Origin of the sequence: Xanthomonas axonopodis, assembly GCF_001304695.1 — a bacterium.
GTDB lineage: Bacteria > Pseudomonadota > Gammaproteobacteria > Xanthomonadales > Xanthomonadaceae > Xanthomonas > Xanthomonas axonopodis.
In genome coordinates this window covers 1-15,783 of the sequence record NZ_JFAQ01000008.1, presented here as the reverse complement: position 1 = coordinate 15,783, position 15,783 = coordinate 1, and the positions used below count along the sequence as shown (strand labels likewise).

Sequence of the window (15,783 nt, the reverse complement as noted above, 5' to 3'; positions counted from 1 at the left end):
TAGCGGTGACCGGCTGATGGTCCAGGTACGATATGCACGGGCGATGCGCAATGCGCGTGCAATCTCGGTGGCGGGCAGGTGAGCGCTGCGCTGAACCGGCAACGATGTCGTCAGCGATCCACCAGGCTGGTCATGGCTGGCGCGCATTCAATCGGCGGCCAAAAAAATTTGGGAACCGAACAGCCACGCCGTTCCGATTCCCCAATCCCAATTCCCGAATCCCGGCTCTCAGAAAATATCGAACGCCTTCTCGTCCTGCTGTTCCTGCAGGCCGTAGTCGTCATCCTGCAGGCGGTCCAGATCTTCGTTCTTCACCCATTCGACCGCGCCATTGATGGTGGCCTGGGTCATGCCATCGGGCGGGTCGTTGGCGGCGATCGGCTTGTCCTTGAGCGCTACGCGCATGTAGTCGATCCAGATCGGCAGCGCCGCCTTGCCGCCGTATTCGCGATAGCCGAGCGAGCGGAAGTCGTCGCGGCCCACCCACACGGTGGTGACGTACGGGCCGCCAAAGCCGGAGAACCAGGCGTCGCGGTGTTCGTTGGTGGAGCCGGTCTTGCCGCCCACGTCCTCGCGGCCGAGTACCTTGGCCGCAGTGCCGGTGCCGCGCTGGACCACGTCGCGCATCATCGACACCAGCTGGTAGGCGGTGCGCTCGTCGATCGCGCGCGGCGCGATCTTGGTCTGCGCGGTTGCCGCAGGGGCGGTCTGTGCCGGCGCCGGGGTGGCCGTGGCCGGCGCAGCGGGTGGGGTCTCCGGTGCCTGCGCGCCGAAGTTGAAGCCATCCACGACCTGGCTCACGGGCGCCACATTGCCACCTTGCAGGGCACAAGTGCGGCAGGCCACCGCCGGCACTTCCTTGAAGATGACATTGCCCTCGCGGTCTTTGACCTCATCCACGATCCAGGTGTCCACGCGTGAGCCGCCATTGGCAAACACCGCATAACCGCGTGCCACAGACAGCGGCGTCAGTGAGGCGGTGCCTAGCGACATCGACAGGTTGGGCGGCAACTCGGCCTCCTGAAACCCGAACTGACTGATGTATTTGCGTGCGAAATCGACGCTGATCGCGTCCAGAAGGCGCACCGACACCAGGTTACGCGACTGCACCAGCGCTTCGCGCAGGCGCATCGGCCCGCGGAAGCCGCCGCCATCATTCTGCGGCGACCAGGTCTTGCCACGCCGGTCGCGGAACACCACTGGCGCGTCCAGCACGATCGAGGCCGGGTTGAAGCCCTTTTCGAATGCGGCGGCGTACACGAACGGCTTGAAGCTCGATCCTGGTTGGCGCCGTGCCTGGGTGGCGCGGTTGAACTTGTTTCCCGCAAAGCTGAAGCCGCCGACCAGCGCACGCAGGGCGCCGCTATTGGCGTCCAGCGACACCAGCGCCGCCTGGCCGCGCGGCAACTGGTCGATGATCCACTCGCCGTCCTTCTCGCCAGTGCGAATGCGGGTCAGGTCGCCGCGGGTCAGCAACTTGGCCGGGGTCATGCCGGTCCAGCGGCTGGCGCTGGCGGGCAGGGTCAGTTCGGTCTTGTCGCTCTGCACGACCGTGACCCCGCCGTCGGGATTGGTGCGCGCCACGATCACCGCGCGCAGCCCGCCCTGGGTGAACGCACCTGCCAGGTGCTTGGCCAGTGCGGGCGCATCCGCATCGGCGGCCACGTCGAAGTGCTGTTCGACGCCGTGCCAGCCATGGCGATGATCGTAGACCCGCAAGCCGTCGGCGATCGCCAGATCTGCACCGGTCTGCAGGGGCGCATCGATGGTCGTGGTGACGCGGTAGCCCTTGTTGAGTACATCGCCACCGTACTTGGCGATCATTTCCTGGCGCACCAGCTCGGCCACGTAAGGGGCGTACACCTCCACCGGCGGTTCATGCGGCTTGGCATGCATCAGAACCGCCTTGGCGGCGTCGGCTTCTGCCTGGCTGACAAAGCCCAGGTCAGCCATGCGCTGCAGGACGTAATAGTCGCGACGCTCCTGTGCACGCTCAGGGTTGCTGATCGGGTTGCCACTGGACGGGAACTTGGGGATGCCGGCCAGCGAGGCCATCTCGTCCAGGCTCAATTCGCTCATCTTCTTGCCGTAGTAGTACTCGGCGGCGGCCCCGACGCCATAGGCGCGGTTGCCGAAGAAACTCTTGTTGAGATACAGCTCGAAGATCTCGTCCTTGCTCAGCTCACTTTCGATCTTGCGCGCCAGCAGGATCTCCGCCAGCTTGCGGGTGTAGCTGTATTCGGAACTCAGGAAGAACTGCCGCGCTACCTGCTGGGTAATGGTCGAGCCACCCGGTACGCGCTTGGCATCGGTGGTTGTCAGCAGCCACACCGCGCGGGCAATGCCCTTGTAGTCCACACCACCGTGCTCGTAGAAGCGCGCGTCCTCGGTGGCCAGGAAGGCCTGCTTCAGGCGCAGCGGCACGTCCTTCATCTGGATGGGGTAGCGCCGGGTCTCGCCGTAAACGGCCATGAGCCGGCCATCGCTGGAATAGACGTACATCGGCTCCTGCAGCTCCACCTGCTTGAGCGATTGAACGTCTGGCAACTTCGAGGAAATGGCGTAATACAGGCCGCCGGCAGCGATAGCGCCAAGCAGTGCGAACACGACGATCGTGGCCAGGATCCAGCCCAGCCAACGGCGAATACGGGGCATGTAAGAGAGATTCCGATTGCAGATTTCTTGGTCACAGAGTATAGATGACGCCGAGTTTGGCTGGGGCCGAACTCTGGGGATCGCAGCAGACAAGCACTGGGGTCGCGTCGCCGGGTCATTGCCTAACGCGTGAAGTGCTTGTCAACTGTTAAAATTTGATTATTAATACGAGGGCGCGCATGCGTCCAAGTGCCCGTCGGCAGGGGAGTTACCGTGGGGCTTTTACCCAAGAGTCAGTCGCCACTGATTGGTGTCGACATTAGTTCTACTGCCGTGAAGCTCTTGCAGCTATCGCGCAGCGGGACCCGTTTTCGCGTGGAACATTACGCGGTGGAACCACTGCCGCCGAATGCGGTCGTGGAAAAGAACATCGTCGAAGTGGAGGCGGTGGGCGAAGCCATTCGCCGCGCCATCAACCGTTCCGGTAGCAAGGCCAAGAACGCGGCAGCTGCCGTGGCAGGGTCGGCGGTGATCACCAAGTTGATCCCGATGCCGGCCGATCTGGACGATAGCGACCTGGAAGCCCAGGTCGAACTGGAAGCCACCAATTACATTCCGTACCCGATCGAGGAAGTGAATCTCGACTTCGAGGTGCTGGGCCCGATGCCCAACAGCCCGGACATGGTGCAGGTGCTGCTGGCCGCCTCGCGTTCGGAGAATGTGGAACTGCGCCAGTCTGCGCTGGAACTCGGCGGTTTGACCGCCAAGGTGATGGACGTGGAGGCCTTTGCGGTCGAAAACGCCTTCGCCCTGGTTGCCAGCGAATTGCCCGTGGCCGCCGATGCGGTGGTGGCGCTGGTGGATATCGGCGCCACCATGACCACGCTGAGCGTGCTGCGCTCCGGTCGCAGTCTTTACAGCCGCGAGCAGATGTTCGGCGGCAAGCAGCTCACCGACGAAGTGATGCGCCGTTACGGGCTGACCTATGAAGAGGCTGGCCTTGCCAAGCGTCAGGGCGGTCTGCCGGAAAGCTACGAGGTCGAGGTGCTGGAGCCGTTCAAGGAAGCCACGGTGCAGCAGATCAGCCGTCTGCTGCAGTTCTTCTATGCGGGCAGTGAGTTCAACCGCGTCGACTGCATCGTGCTGGCCGGCGGTTGCGCCGCGCTGACGCGCCTGCCGGAGATGGTGGAAGAGCAACTGGGCGTGACCACGGTCGTTGCAAATCCGCTTGCCCAGATGACGCTTGGCCCGAAGGTCCAGGCCCATGCGCTGGCGCTGGATGCGCCTGCATTGATGATCGCCACCGGCCTGGCCCTGAGGAGCTTCGACTGATGGCAAGAATCAATCTATTGCCCTGGCGCGCGGAGCGCCGAAAGGCACGCGAGCGCGAGTTCTATTCGATGCTGGGCTTCGCCGCCTTGGGCGGCGTGCTGTTGTCGGCGCTGATCTGGTTCTATTACGACGCGCAGATCAGCGGCCAGACCGAGCGCAATGCGTTTCTGACTACCCAGATCGACAAGGTCAAGGCACAGAACGAAGAGATCAAGGAACTCGACAAGAAGAAGGACCGCCTGCTCGCCCGCAAGAAGGTGATCGAGGAGCTGCAAGCCAACCGCTCGCAGATGGTGCACCTGTTCGATTCGCTGGTACGCACCATTCCCGATGGCGTGGCGCTGACCAACATCAAGCAGGATGGCGACATCCTCACGCTGGAAGGTCGCTCGCAATCGAATGCGCGGGTCAGTGCGTACATGCGCAACCTGGAAAGCTCGGGCTGGATGACCAATCCGGACCTGTCGATCATCGAGGCCAAGAGTCAGGAAAAGGCCGGTCAACCTGCCGCATCGTCGATGGATACCAAGACGCTGCCGTACGTGTTCACGCTCAAGGTCAAGCTGGCCAATCCGAACGAGGCTGACAAGAACGGCACCGCGCCGGGCGCAGCGGATCCGGCCGCGCCGGGCACCGCAGCACCGGGTGCAGCGCCTGCCGGTGCGACGCCTGCTGCTCCGGCAGCGGCGCCTGCGCCCGCAACGCCGCCGGCCGCTGCTCCTGCGACGCAGGCAGCACCGGCGCCAGCCAATCGGCCGCAGGAGGGGGCGGCGTCATGAGTAAGAAATCATTCAAGCTCAGCGATCTGGATTTCAACAATATCGGCGGTTGGCCGCAGCAGGCACGCATCGTGTTCTGCGTGGTGGTCGGCTTGTTCATCATGGTGCTGGCCTGGTTCCTGTTGATCAGCAGCAAGCGCGATGACCTGGAAGGCCTGGAGAGCACCGAAGCACAGCTGCGCACCGAGTTCGAGACCCAACAGGGCCGCGCGGTGAACCTAGAGCCGCTCAAGCAGCAGCTCGCGCAGATGGAACAGGTGCTGCAGCAGATGCTGCGTCAGTTGCCCAGCAAGACCGAAATGCCGGATCTGATCATCGACATCTCGCAGACCGCGTTGTCCAGCGGCCTGTCCAACGAGCTGTTCCAGCCCGGTCCGGAATCGCCGAAGGAGTTCTACGCCGAAAAGCCGATCGCTCTGCGCATGGTGGGCAGCTACCACCAGTTCGGTGCCTTCGTCAGCGGTGTGGCCTCGTTGCCGCGCGTGGTGATCCTGACCATGCACGACATCAACCTCAAGCCCAAGGATCCCAAGGCCGGCATCGGCCCGCGCGGGGCGCTGGAGCTGTCCGGGACGGTCAAGACCTATCGTTATTTGGACGATGAGGAAATGGCCGAGCAGGAAAAGGCTGCGGCCAACGCTGCGAAGAAGGGCGGCCAATGACCATGAAATTGCTCAAGATTCTGTCCTGCATGGCGTTAATTGCAGTATTGCCGGCGTGCACGCGTGGTGTGACCAGCACACCGGGCGATGCGCCGAATCTGGAAGCTTGGGTTGCCGAGGTGCGCGCGCGTCCTGCGCCGCCGCTGGAGCCATTGCCGGTGATGCAGCAATTCGAGACTTTCGAATATGCAGCGCAGGCGATGCGCGACCCGTTCAGCGATGCCTGGGTCAGCGCGGAAGGTGGCAATGGCACGCGTCCGGATCCGAACCGGCGTAAGGAACCGTTGGAAGCCTTTCCGCTCGACGCCCTCGACATGGTGGGGACCATTGGCGGCGGTTCGGGCCTGATCGCCCTGGTGATGGCGCCCGACAAGGTGACCTACCGGGTGCGGCCGGGTGTGTATCTGGGACAGAGCGATGGCCGGGTGACCGGGGTCTACGAAGACCGCATCGAGCTGATTGAACTTGTGCCGGACGGTGCGGGTGGATGGCTTGAACGGCCGGCCGCACTCGCATTGGATGATCAATAAAGTGATAGGGGATAGCACGATGACGTTTTCCAATGCCCAGCGGCTGCGTCCGGTACGACGCCACGCGATCTTCCAGGCCTGCGCGTTGGGGGTCGCGCTGGCACTGGCGAGCGGCAGCGCGTTTGCCGCCGCGGCGCTGACTCAGCCCGCGCAGGATCCGGCCAAGGTCGCTCCGGCGAGCCTGGCGGTGTCCAAAATCGATTTCAAGCGCGGCGAAGACGGCGCTGGCCGTCTGATCCTGCAGTTCGACGGCCAGGGCGCAAGCCCGGACCTGCGGACGCAGGGCGACAACGTGCTGGTGGACATCAGCAATGCCAGGCTGCCTGCCGAACTGCAGCGCCCGCTCAATGTCACCGATTTCGCCACGCCGGTGCAGCGCGTTGAAGTGAAGCCGTCCGGCTCCGGTTCGCAGCTGGTGCTGTCGACCAAGGGCGCCTTCGACTCGCTGGCCTACCAGACCGGTAACGAATACGTGGTGGAAATCACCCCGCGCAAGGGCCAGCCGGCGGTTGGCGGCGTGAGCCCGGCAGCGGTCACGCAGGCTGCCGCCCAGATTGCCGCGCGCGGCTACAGCGGCCGACCGGTGACGTTCAACTTCCAGGACGTGCCGGTGCGCACCGTGCTGCAGCTGATCGCCGAGGAGTCCAACCTCAACATCGTCGCCTCCGACACCGTGCAGGGCAACGTCACCCTGCGCCTGATGAACGTGCCGTGGGACCAGGCACTGGACATCGTGCTGCGCGCCAAGGGCCTGGACAAGCGTCGCTACGGCGGTGTGGTGTGGGTGGCCCCGCAGCCGGAACTGGCCAAGTTCGAGCAGGACAAGGAAGACGCCCGCATCGCGATCGAGAACCGTGAGGACTTGATCACCGATTATGTGCAGATCAATTACCACAATGCGACCGCCATTTTTAAGGCGTTGACCGAGGCCAAGGGAATTGGTGGCGGTGGGCAGGGCGGACAAGGGGGTGCGGGGCAGCAGGACAATGGTTTCCTTTCGCCACGCGGTCGGCTTGTTCCCGATGAACGCACAAACACCTTGATGATTAGCGATATTCCGAAGAAGGTCGCGCAAATGCGCGAGCTGATCTCGCATATAGACCGCCCAGTCGATCAGGTTCTGATTGAAAGCCGGATCGTGATCGCCACGGATACGTTCGCCCGCGACCTGGGCGCGCGGTTTGGCATCGCTGGTCGTCAGCAATACGGTGGAAATACTGGCGTAATCAGCGGTAGCACTACCAATAATTTTTCGATCTTGAACAGTGGCATTCACAATGTGCCTGGTGGCCTGAACTTCAATCTTCCCGCAGGCACGTTTACCACTAATACGGCCGGCGCAATTGCGTACACGTTGCTTGGGCGGAATTTTGCTCTGGACATGGAGTTGTCTGCGATGCAGGAAGAGGGGCGGGGTGAGGTGGTTTCGAACCCACGAATCGTGACCTCCAATCAGCGGGAAGGTGTCATTAGGCAGGGGCGGGAAATTGGCTACGTCACGATCAGCGGCGGTGGCGCGGGCGGCCAATCTCAAGCGAATGTGCAGTTCAAAGAGGTCCTTTTGGAATTGAAGGTGACGCCGACAATTACCAATGACAATCGGGTTTTCTTGAATATGAATGTCAAGAAAGACGAGGTCGCGCGTTTCATTGACTTGCCGCTCTATGGCACGGTTCCAGAAATTAATCGACGTGAAATCAATACGGCAGTACTGGTCGGCGACGGCGAAACGGTGGTCATCGGTGGCGTGTATGAATTCACCGATCGAGAAAGTATTGCCAAGGTACCGTTCCTGGGTGATATTCCCTTCCTTGGCAATCTATTCAAGAAACGCGGGCGCAGCAAGGAAAAGGCCGAGCTTTTGGTCTTCGTGACACCGAAGGTTCTGCGGGTTGCTAGCACAACCCCGTAATCGCATCGAATTAAAGAAGGCCGCGCAAGCGGCCTTTTTTATGGCGTCGTTGCCTACCTGTATAGCGTACAGCGAGTTGGCTGGTAATCGATGTTCGACGGCGACCGATTGGTGATTGAGCGATCATGACCTACGCCAGTGCCGCATCGTCGTTCCGCTTCACGCGAGCTTGTGTCTGATCGTCCTGACTATACGGTTGACCGCGAATGCCTTATCGGGAACAGCCAGGTGAGCTGACAGAGTAGGCAAATCAAGAATGCCTACGATATTTGCCTGCATGGAAGCAGCGGGTTCAGGCCTGCAGTGTTCGTGACGCAGGGCAGAAGTTCCGCGATTACTGAATTTTGGCTATCGGCAAGTGAACCAATCGCGTTCGAATCGGTCACACTGGACCTATGAACGCACCGCCACTGCTCCCCCCCGAAGCCGTTGCCGCGCCCGCCGAGGACCGGCTACACCGTCAATTCACCTCGCTGCGCGAATCGCTTGCGCAGCGCATCGTTGGCCAGGCAGCGCTCGTGGAGCGATTGCTGATTGCCCTGCTGGCCGATGGCCATCTGCTGGTCGAGGGCGCGCCGGGGTTGGCCAAGACCACCGCCATTCGTGCGCTGGCCTCGCGGCTGGAAGCGGATTTTGCGCGGGTGCAGTTCACCCCGGACCTGCTGCCTGCCGATCTGACCGGTACCGAGATCTGGCGGCCGCAGGACAGCCGGTTCGAGTTCATGCCCGGGCCGATCTTCCACCCAATCCTGCTGGCCGATGAAATCAACCGTGCACCCGCCAAGGTGCAATCCGCGCTGCTGGAGGCCATGGGCGAGCGGCAGGTGACGGTCGGCCGGCATACCTATGCGTTGCCGCAGTTGTTCCTGGTGATGGCGACGCAGAACCCGATCGAGCAGGAGGGCACGTTCCCGCTGCCCGAAGCGCAGTTGGATCGCTTCCTGATGCATGTGCGCATCGGTTATCCGCAGGCCGACGCCGAGGCGGAAATCCTGCGCCTGGCACGCGAGGCCGCCCGCGATACGCTGGAAAAGCACGAGACCGTGCCCGACAAGATTCCGTTGGAAGATGTCTTTGCCGCGCGCCGTGTGGTGCTCGATGTGCATCTGGCGCCGCAGCTGGAACGCTATCTGATCGAGATCGTGCTGGCCTCGCGCGATGCCAAGCGCTACGACCCGGCATTGGAGCGTCGGATCGCCTGGGGCGCCAGCCCGCGTGGCTCGATTGCGCTGGAACGCTGTGCACGCGCACGCGCATGGTTGGCCGGGCGCGACTACGTGACGCCGGACGATATCCGCGCCATTGCCCCGGACGTATTGCGGCATCGCGTGCTACCCAGCTACGAGGCCACTGCCGAAGGCTGGGACGGCGAACGCCTGGTCGCTGCATTGCTCGAACAGATTCCGCTGCCCTGATCGGGCAGCATCGCTGAGGTATGCCGCACTCTCGCCAGACGCCGATGTCTTCGATGCCGTTATCGTCCCCTGCAACCACCCCCTCGCCAGTCGCTGGCGATGGGGTGCGCCCAACGCTTGCTGAATTGATTGCGCTACGCGGTACCGCAATCCATCGCGGTCAACCGGGACGTGGCCGGCACGGGGTAGTGGGGCCGGTGCCGGCCGCCACGCGCGGGCGCGGCATGGAATATGCCGAGTCACGTGAGTACGTGGCTGGCGATGATGCGCGGCATATCGATTGGCGCGTCACCGCGCGCACCGGACGGGCGCACACCAAGTTATTTCAGGCTGAGCGCGAGCGTTTGAGTCTGATCGTGGCCGATACCTCGCCTGCGCTCTTCTTCGGTACGCGCGTGCGCTACAAATCGGTGCAGGCCGCACGTGCCGGCGCGGTTGCCGCGTGGCTGGCGCAGCGCCAGGGCGACCGAATTGCAGCATTGCGCGGCACCGCGAGCGAGGCGCCGATTGCGCCGCGGTCCGGTCAGCGTGGTGTGCTGCCGGTGTTGGATGCCTTGGCGCGTTGGTATGCCCAGCCGCCGTCCGGCGATGCGGGGCTCGAGGTGGCGCTGGATCATGCGGCGCGCCTGTTACGCCCTGGCGCGCGCCTGACCGTGCTGGCCGATGCGCGCAGCGCCGGCCGGATTTCTGCCACGCGCTGGTCGGGCTTGGCGTTGCATCACGAGGTGGTGGTGATCGTGCTGGTCGATCCGCTGGAACTGGCGCCGCCGGCACGTGCAGTCACCTTCGACGTGCGTGGCGAGCGCATCGCGATCGATCTGTCCACCCAGGCCGGGCGTGCGCGCTGGCAGGCCGAATTTGTCGCGCCGCTGGAGTATCTGGGCGCGCTCTTGCAGGCACGCGGCGTGCGCTGGCATCGCCTGTCCACCGACGATACCAGCGATGCCTGGTTGGGCGGCAGCCCCGCCGCGCGGAGTCGCTGACGATGTCCCCGCAGTCGCTGCCGCTGCGTGATGTGCACTTGCCGCCGTCGCCGTCGTGGTGGCCGCCGGCACCGGGCTGGTGGCTGGTGATCGCGATGGTCGTGCTGGTGGTGGGGAGCGCATGGGTCTGGGGGTGGCGCCGGCGCCAGCGCCAGCGGCGATGGGTGGCTGCCTTCGATGCGGAACTCGCGCGCGCCACGACGCCTGCGCAGCGTCTGGCGGCCGTGTCGGTGCTGCTGCGACGTGCGGCGCGGCGCGTCGATCCGCAGGCCGACCGCTTGCAAGGCGAGGCGTGGTTGCAGTTTCTGGACGGTCGCAAGCGCAAGGACCAGGTATTTTCGCAGGGGCCGGGCCGGGCTGTGCTGGAAGGCGGCTTCCAGCGCGTACCCACAGTCAGCGATCTGCCTGCGGTAGAAGCATTGGCGCGGCAACGCTTTGTGGCGTTGATGCGGGGCCAGCGATGAACTGGTTGCAGTGGTCGCAATGGCAGGATGCGTTGGCGCACTGCGCCTGGCCGTGGGCGTGGTGGTTGATGCCCTTGCCGTTGCTGATGTGGTTCTGGCCGCAACGCCGCGCCGATGCGGCTGCGCTCCGCGTGCCGTACGCGGAGCAGTTGCAAGCGGTGGCGCAGGCCAAGAGCGCGCCGGTGCTGCGGATACCGCGTTGGTTGGCGTGGCTGGCTTGGTTTTTGTTGTGCGCCGCGCTGGCGCGTCCCCAGCAGCTGGGTGAGGTGATCCAGCCACCGCGCGAGGCGCGCCAGATGATGCTGGCGGTGGATCTGTCGGGCAGCATGAGCGAGCCCGACATGGTGCTCGGCGGCAAGGTGGTGGACCGGCTTACCGCCGCCAAGGCCGTGCTGTCGGACTTTCTGGATCGGCGCGACGGCGACCGCGTCGGTCTGCTGGTGTTCGGCCAACGTGCGTATGCGCTGACACCGTTGACCGCGGATCTGACCTCCGTGCGCGATCAGTTGAGCGACAGCGTGGTGGGCCTGGCCGGGCGCGAAACCGCAATTGGCGATGCGATCGCCTTGTCGGTCAAACGTCTGCGCGAACAGAAGCAGGGCCAGCGTGTGGTGGTGTTGCTCACCGATGGCGTCAACACCGCTGGCGTGCTCAATCCCTTGAAGGCCGCGGAACTGGCCAAGGCAGAAGGCGTACGCGTGCACACCATTGCGTTCGGCGGCAGTGGCGGCTATTCCTTGTTCGGGGTGCCGATTCCGGCCGGCGGCAACGACGATATCGACGAAGACGGGCTGCGCAAGATTGCCCAGCTGACTGGCGGACGCTTCTTCCGCGCCCGCGATACCGAGGAACTTGCCGGCATCTACGCCGAGCTGGATCGGCTGGAGCCGGTCAAGGGGCTCGGGCCTTCGGTGCAGCCGCGCGTCGAGCGTTATTACTGGCCATTGGGCGCGGCAATCGTCATTGCCCTGTTGGCCTATGTGCTGCCGCGAGGGTGGCAATGGACGCGCTAACCGAGCTGGCGGGGTGGCTGCAGTCGTTACATCTGATGCGCCCGATGGTGTTGTGGGCGCTATTGGCGATCGTACCGGCGGCGGCGCTGTGGCACTGGCGTCGCCGCGATGCTGATGTCTGGCGGCAAAGTGTGGATGCGCATCTGTTGCCGAAGCTGTTGGCCTCCGGCAGTCGGCGCGGATGGCTGGGATTCGTGCTGGCTGCGCTGACCTATACGTTGGCAGTGATTGCGATGAGCGGCCCGAGTTGGCGGCAGACCGAGCGTCCGGTGTTTCAGTCGAGCATGCCGCTGGTGGTGGTGCTGGATCTGTCGTCCAGTGCCAACGCAACCGACCTGCCGCCTTCGCGCCTGCTGCAGGCGCGCGCCAAGCTGGCGACGCTGCTGCGCAAACGTGCCGGTGGCGAGGTGGCATTGCTGGTCTATGCAGGCGAGAGCTTCACAGTGGCGCCATTGACCGAAGACAGTGCCAACGTGGCCTTGTTTCTGGATGCGCTGTCGCCGTCGGTCATGCCGGTCGATGGCAAGCGTGCGGACCGGGCGATCGATGCGGCCGCGCAGCTGTTGCAGCAGGCCGGCTTCAAGCAAGGCGAGATCCTGCTTGTCAGCGATAGCGCAGATAGCTCCGCCGAAAGTTCGGCACGGGTGGCACGTTCGCGCGGGTTCAGTGTCTTTGCGCTCGGCGTGGGCGGCGAGCGCGGTGCGGCGTATCGCATGGCCAGCGGTGAAATTGCGCAGGCCAAGCTCGACGAAGGCAGTCTGCGCGCCCTGGCCGCGCAGGGTGGCGGGCGATATGCACGCATTGCGCCGGACGATACGGATCTGCGGGAGTTGGGTGTGCTCGATCCATCGCAACAGCCGTTGGCTGATGAAACTGCCGAGTCCGATGGCGGCAAGAGCTGGCTCGACGAAGGCTATTGGCTGGTGCTGCCGGTGATGCTGCTGTCCCTGCTGGCGTTTCGCCGCCGCGCGGTGGTGGCCGTGCTGGCGATGGTGTGCGTGCTGCCACTGGCGCAGCCCGCGCACGCTGCCGATGGCACCTTGTGGCAGCGTGCCGACCAAGTGCAGCAGCAGCGCCTGGATGCTGGTGTGCAGGCCTATCGCAAGGGTGATTTTGCAGCGGCGCAGAAGGCCTTCGAAGCGGTGCCAACCGATGAGGGGTTCTACAACCTCGGCAATGCGCTGGCGCGACAAGGCCAGTACGACGCTGCGATCGCAGCCTACGACCGTGCGCTCAAGCAACACCCGAATCAGCAGGATGCCATCGCCAATCGCGCGGCGGTCGATGCGGCGCGCAAGCGTCAGCAGCAGAAGAATAAGGATGGCAAGGGCCAGTCCCAGGACCAAAAGCCATCCGGTCAGGATGGGAAGGGGCAACAGCAGGCGGGCCAGAATCAGCGGGACAAGCAATCCGGCCAGGGTGGGCAGAACCAGCAGGACAGCAAGAACCAGCCCTCTGATGCGCAGACGCCACAGGACGGCAACTCGCAAGATGCGCAGTCCAAGAACGGGCAGGGCGAGCAACGCCAGCAAGACACCCCGCCGCAATCTGCCGATGCCAAGGCGCAGCAGCAGGCCGATGAGGCGCAGCGTCGCAAGATGCAGCAGGCCATGGCGCAGGCGGGCGACAAGCAGGCAGATGCAAACGGCAAGCAGGAAGCCGCAGCCGCCGGCGAGACGCCGGAACAACGCGAACAACGCCAAGCGGTGGACGCATGGCTGCGGCGGGTGCCGGACGATCCGGGCAGCTTGCTGCGTACCAAATTCAGGCTGGAATACGAACGCAGGCAACGGGACGGACGATGATCGGCAGACAGCATTTGCGTCGCATGGCAATCGGCATGCTGGCTAGCGCGGCACTGGTGGCGTGCGCGCCGCTGGGTGCGGTCACGCGCGCGTGGCTGGATCGCGACAGCGTCAATGCCGGCGATGTGGCGATGTTGAACATTGAAACCGACCAACGCGGCGTCGACCCGGATTACACCCCGCTGCGCACCGACTTCTCGCTGGGCGCCAAGAGCGCCAATCAGCAGATGCAGGTGGCCAATGGTTCGGTGACGGTGCGCGCCCTGTTCGGCGTGGTGCTGACGCCGCGCAAGAGCGGCGAGCTGATCGTGCCGGCGATCCGCGTTGGCAATGAACGCACCGAACCGCTGCGCCTGCAGGTGGTTGGAACGGCGAACGATCCCGCCAGCGGTGCCGGCAACGCTGCCGGCGCGCCGAGTGCGGCGCAGGGTAATGAAGAAGCCTTCGTCCAAACCCAGGTGGACGACGCGCAGCCCTACGTGCAGCAAAGCGTAGGCGTGGTGGTGCGGTTGTACTTCGCCACCCAACTGGCATCGGGCGAGCTGGATCTTGAGGCCCCCGATGGGGCATCGATGCAGCGCGTCGGCGACGACGTCAGCTCAGTGAAGGTGCTCAATGGACGGCAGTACAACGTGGTGGAGCGGTGCTACCTGCTGGTGCCCGAGCGCAGCGGTCGCCTGCTGCTGCCGCCGGCACGTTTCAACGGGCGGTCGGTAGGCGGATTCTTCGACGATTACTTCGGGCGCGGCAACGGTGAGCTGAGTGCGCGCAGTGCGAGCATTCCGTTGCAGGTGCGTGCGCAACCGGCCAATGCGCCGCAGCCGTGGTTGCCGTTGCGCAGCCTGCAGTTACGCTACACGACCACGCCACAGCGGGCGACCGCCGGTGAGGCGGCCCAATTCGTGGTGGAAGCCAGCGCGCGTGGCGCGACCCAGGCGCAGTTTCCGGAATTGCCGACGCCCAGCGTGCCCGACGCGCAGGTATTTGCCGAGCCGCCGCAATTTGAGGAGCGCTTCGTGGACGGCTCGCCGCAACTGCGACTGACCCGGCGCTATTCGATCGTGCCCAACCGTGCCGGTCCGTTGGTGGTGCCCGGGCTGCAGATGGCATGGTGGGATGTAGGGGCAGGCGCAGCCAGGACCGCTTCGCTGCCCGATCTGACGCTCGATGTCGCGGCAGGTAGCGGCGCATTTGCGACACCTGCGCCGTCACCGACGCCGAACGCGACACCCGATCAATCGGCGCCGACACCGGATCGCACTCTCACCCTGCAAGCGCCATCGCCCGCGCGACCGCCGTGGGCGTGGATTGCGGCGGCGATCGGGTTTGCGCTGTTGTGGATCGCCACGCTGGTGTGGGCGTTATTGCGTCGGCGCGGTGCTCCGCGCAGTGCATCAGGCGGCAATGATGGCAGCGGCAGCAATGGACCAGCTGAGGGCAGACGCGCGACCCACGGCGTGGCCGAGTTACGCCGTGCGCTCGACACCGGCGGCATGGACGATGTGGCGGCGGTCCTGTGTGGGATGGCCGGCGTTGCAGATATCGATGCGGTGATGGCGGCATTGGCAGATCCGGCGCAGCGTGCAGCCGTGGCGCGCATGCAGCGCGCGCGCTGGGGCGGCGACGGCGATGTGGCCGGCGCGCGCGCCGCCTTGCGCGAGGCGTTCGCCAAGGGGCCGCGGTGGCACCATGCAAGCGCAGCCGAACCGGAGGTGCTGGCGCCGCTGTATCCGCCTGCGCCTTGATTGACGGTGTTGTGTGGATAGCGAAATGGGACGACTGGCGACCTACTACGCAGCCCTGCAGAACATGTCTCTATGGCAGTCATCGTCTGAAATGAGAGGTACTTCGACGCTTAGGGGCCGTCCCCACTCACGTAATGGTCGCTCGTTGCGCGTCGTTGGGTATCTCTACACGCTCCGGGTGGCGACACTGCCTTGCAGCGCTGATAACGCGTTGATCTGGAGATGCGTAATCTGCCAAATGTGCGGCGAAGCGCATTGGCGCTGCGGCGTTGCTGCAGGGCCCTTGCCCGCTCACCCTCGCAGGACACGCAGGCACATCATTCTGAGTTCCCAGGCGGCATCCATGCCGCCAAGGGTCCCGCGACGGTGAGCGGGCAAGGACCAGTCGAGAGAGTCGGTAGTTGGTGCAAGCACTGCATGACGTGTTCCTGGTTCGCTGCTGTTTGATCCCATGCTTTGATGGTGCACTATTTTCCCTCGATTGGAAGGAAGCACTATGGGCCAGGTTCTACACGGGAGCGCCACTACGACAGAGGCGATCCGTCGAG

At 64.4% G+C, this 15,783-nt stretch carries 12 protein-coding genes; 11 read left to right on the top strand and 1 reads right to left on the bottom strand.

Translation table 11 applies throughout. The annotated features are described in order from the left end of the window. Nucleotides 1-228: 228 nt before the first annotated feature. Entirely contained in the window at nucleotides 229-2,655 is a 2,427-nt protein-coding gene (locus XAXN_RS00360) for a penicillin-binding protein 1A (protein WP_054318076.1), read from the bottom strand. 213 nt (nucleotides 2,656-2,868) lie between these two features. Between XAXN_RS00360 and XAXN_RS00355 the strand changes: the two genes are divergently transcribed. The 11 genes from XAXN_RS00355 to XAXN_RS00305 all read left to right on the top strand — a co-directional run bounded on the left by XAXN_RS00355 (nucleotide 2,869) and on the right by XAXN_RS00305 (nucleotide 15,235). Further along, a complete protein-coding gene (locus XAXN_RS00355; protein ID WP_054318075.1) occupies nucleotides 2,869-3,927 on the top strand; it encodes a pilus assembly protein PilM in 1,059 nt (352 codons plus the stop codon). After that, nucleotides 3,927-4,706 carry a PilN domain-containing protein gene (locus XAXN_RS00350; protein WP_054318074.1) on the top strand — a complete coding sequence of 260 codons (780 nt, stop codon included), beginning with the start codon at nucleotides 3,927-3,929 and terminating at the stop codon, nucleotides 4,704-4,706. The genes XAXN_RS00355 and XAXN_RS00350 overlap by 1 nt, the downstream gene beginning before the upstream one ends. Beyond that, entirely contained in the window at nucleotides 4,703-5,368 is a 666-nt protein-coding gene (locus XAXN_RS00345) for a type IV pilus inner membrane component PilO (protein WP_054318073.1), read from the top strand. The genes XAXN_RS00350 and XAXN_RS00345 overlap by 4 nt, the downstream gene beginning before the upstream one ends. Then, on the top strand, nucleotides 5,365-5,898 hold the full coding sequence (locus XAXN_RS00340; protein ID WP_054318072.1) for a pilus assembly protein PilP: 534 nt from the start codon (nucleotides 5,365-5,367) through the stop codon (nucleotides 5,896-5,898). Before XAXN_RS00345 ends, XAXN_RS00340 begins: the two co-directional genes overlap by 4 nt. A gap of 19 nt (nucleotides 5,899-5,917) precedes the next feature. Further along, nucleotides 5,918-7,810: a type IV pilus secretin PilQ gene (locus XAXN_RS00335; protein ID WP_054318071.1), complete on the top strand. Its 1,893-nt coding sequence runs from the start codon at nucleotides 5,918-5,920 to the stop codon at nucleotides 7,808-7,810. A 395-nt stretch (nucleotides 7,811-8,205) separates the two neighbouring features. Further along, a complete protein-coding gene (locus tag XAXN_RS00330; protein ID WP_054318070.1) occupies nucleotides 8,206-9,225 on the top strand; it encodes an AAA family ATPase in 1,020 nt (339 codons plus the stop codon). Between the two features lie 20 nt (nucleotides 9,226-9,245). Next, nucleotides 9,246-10,208, top strand: a complete 963-nt coding sequence (locus tag XAXN_RS00325; protein ID WP_054318069.1) for a DUF58 domain-containing protein — start codon at nucleotides 9,246-9,248, stop codon at nucleotides 10,206-10,208. 2 nt (nucleotides 10,209-10,210) lie between these two features. Next, entirely contained in the window at nucleotides 10,211-10,672 is a 462-nt protein-coding gene (locus XAXN_RS00320) for a DUF4381 domain-containing protein (RefSeq protein ID WP_054318068.1), read from the top strand. After that, entirely contained in the window at nucleotides 10,669-11,685 is a 1,017-nt protein-coding gene (locus tag XAXN_RS00315; RefSeq protein ID WP_054318067.1) for a vWA domain-containing protein, read from the top strand. The genes XAXN_RS00320 and XAXN_RS00315 overlap by 4 nt, the downstream gene beginning before the upstream one ends. After that, nucleotides 11,673-13,490 (top strand): VWA domain-containing protein, encoded by a 1,818-nt coding sequence (locus XAXN_RS00310; RefSeq protein ID WP_054318066.1) that lies wholly within the window; start codon nucleotides 11,673-11,675, stop codon nucleotides 13,488-13,490. Before XAXN_RS00315 ends, XAXN_RS00310 begins: the two co-directional genes overlap by 13 nt. Continuing rightward, nucleotides 13,487-15,235 carry a BatD family protein gene (locus tag XAXN_RS00305; protein WP_054318065.1) on the top strand — a complete coding sequence of 583 codons (1,749 nt, stop codon included), beginning with the start codon at nucleotides 13,487-13,489 and terminating at the stop codon, nucleotides 15,233-15,235. Before XAXN_RS00310 ends, XAXN_RS00305 begins: the two co-directional genes overlap by 4 nt. Nucleotides 15,236-15,783 lie beyond the last annotated feature (548 nt).

Bases quoted from the DNA above. Each gene is read 5' to 3' on its own strand.
- XAXN_RS00360 (WP_054318076.1), bottom strand. From the start codon at position 2,655: ATGCCCCGTATTCGCCGTTGGCTGGGCTGGATCCTGGCCACGATCGTC.
- XAXN_RS00345 (WP_054318073.1), top strand. From the start codon at position 4,703: ATGAGTAAGAAATCATTCAAGCTCAGCGATCTGGATTTCAACAATATC.
- XAXN_RS00320 (WP_054318068.1), top strand. From the start codon at position 10,211: ATGTCCCCGCAGTCGCTGCCGCTGCGTGATGTGCACTTGCCGCCGTCG.
- XAXN_RS00330 (WP_054318070.1), top strand. From the start codon at position 8,206: ATGAACGCACCGCCACTGCTCCCCCCCGAAGCCGTTGCCGCGCCCGCC.
- XAXN_RS00325 (WP_054318069.1), top strand. From the start codon at position 9,246: ATGCCGCACTCTCGCCAGACGCCGATGTCTTCGATGCCGTTATCGTCC.
- XAXN_RS00335 (WP_054318071.1), top strand. From the start codon at position 5,918: ATGACGTTTTCCAATGCCCAGCGGCTGCGTCCGGTACGACGCCACGCG.
- XAXN_RS00315 (WP_054318067.1), top strand. From the start codon at position 10,669: ATGAACTGGTTGCAGTGGTCGCAATGGCAGGATGCGTTGGCGCACTGC.
- XAXN_RS00310 (WP_054318066.1), top strand. From the start codon at position 11,673: ATGGACGCGCTAACCGAGCTGGCGGGGTGGCTGCAGTCGTTACATCTG.
- XAXN_RS00340 (WP_054318072.1), top strand. From the start codon at position 5,365: ATGACCATGAAATTGCTCAAGATTCTGTCCTGCATGGCGTTAATTGCA.
- XAXN_RS00350 (WP_054318074.1), top strand. From the start codon at position 3,927: ATGGCAAGAATCAATCTATTGCCCTGGCGCGCGGAGCGCCGAAAGGCA.
- XAXN_RS00305 (WP_054318065.1), top strand. From the start codon at position 13,487: ATGATCGGCAGACAGCATTTGCGTCGCATGGCAATCGGCATGCTGGCT.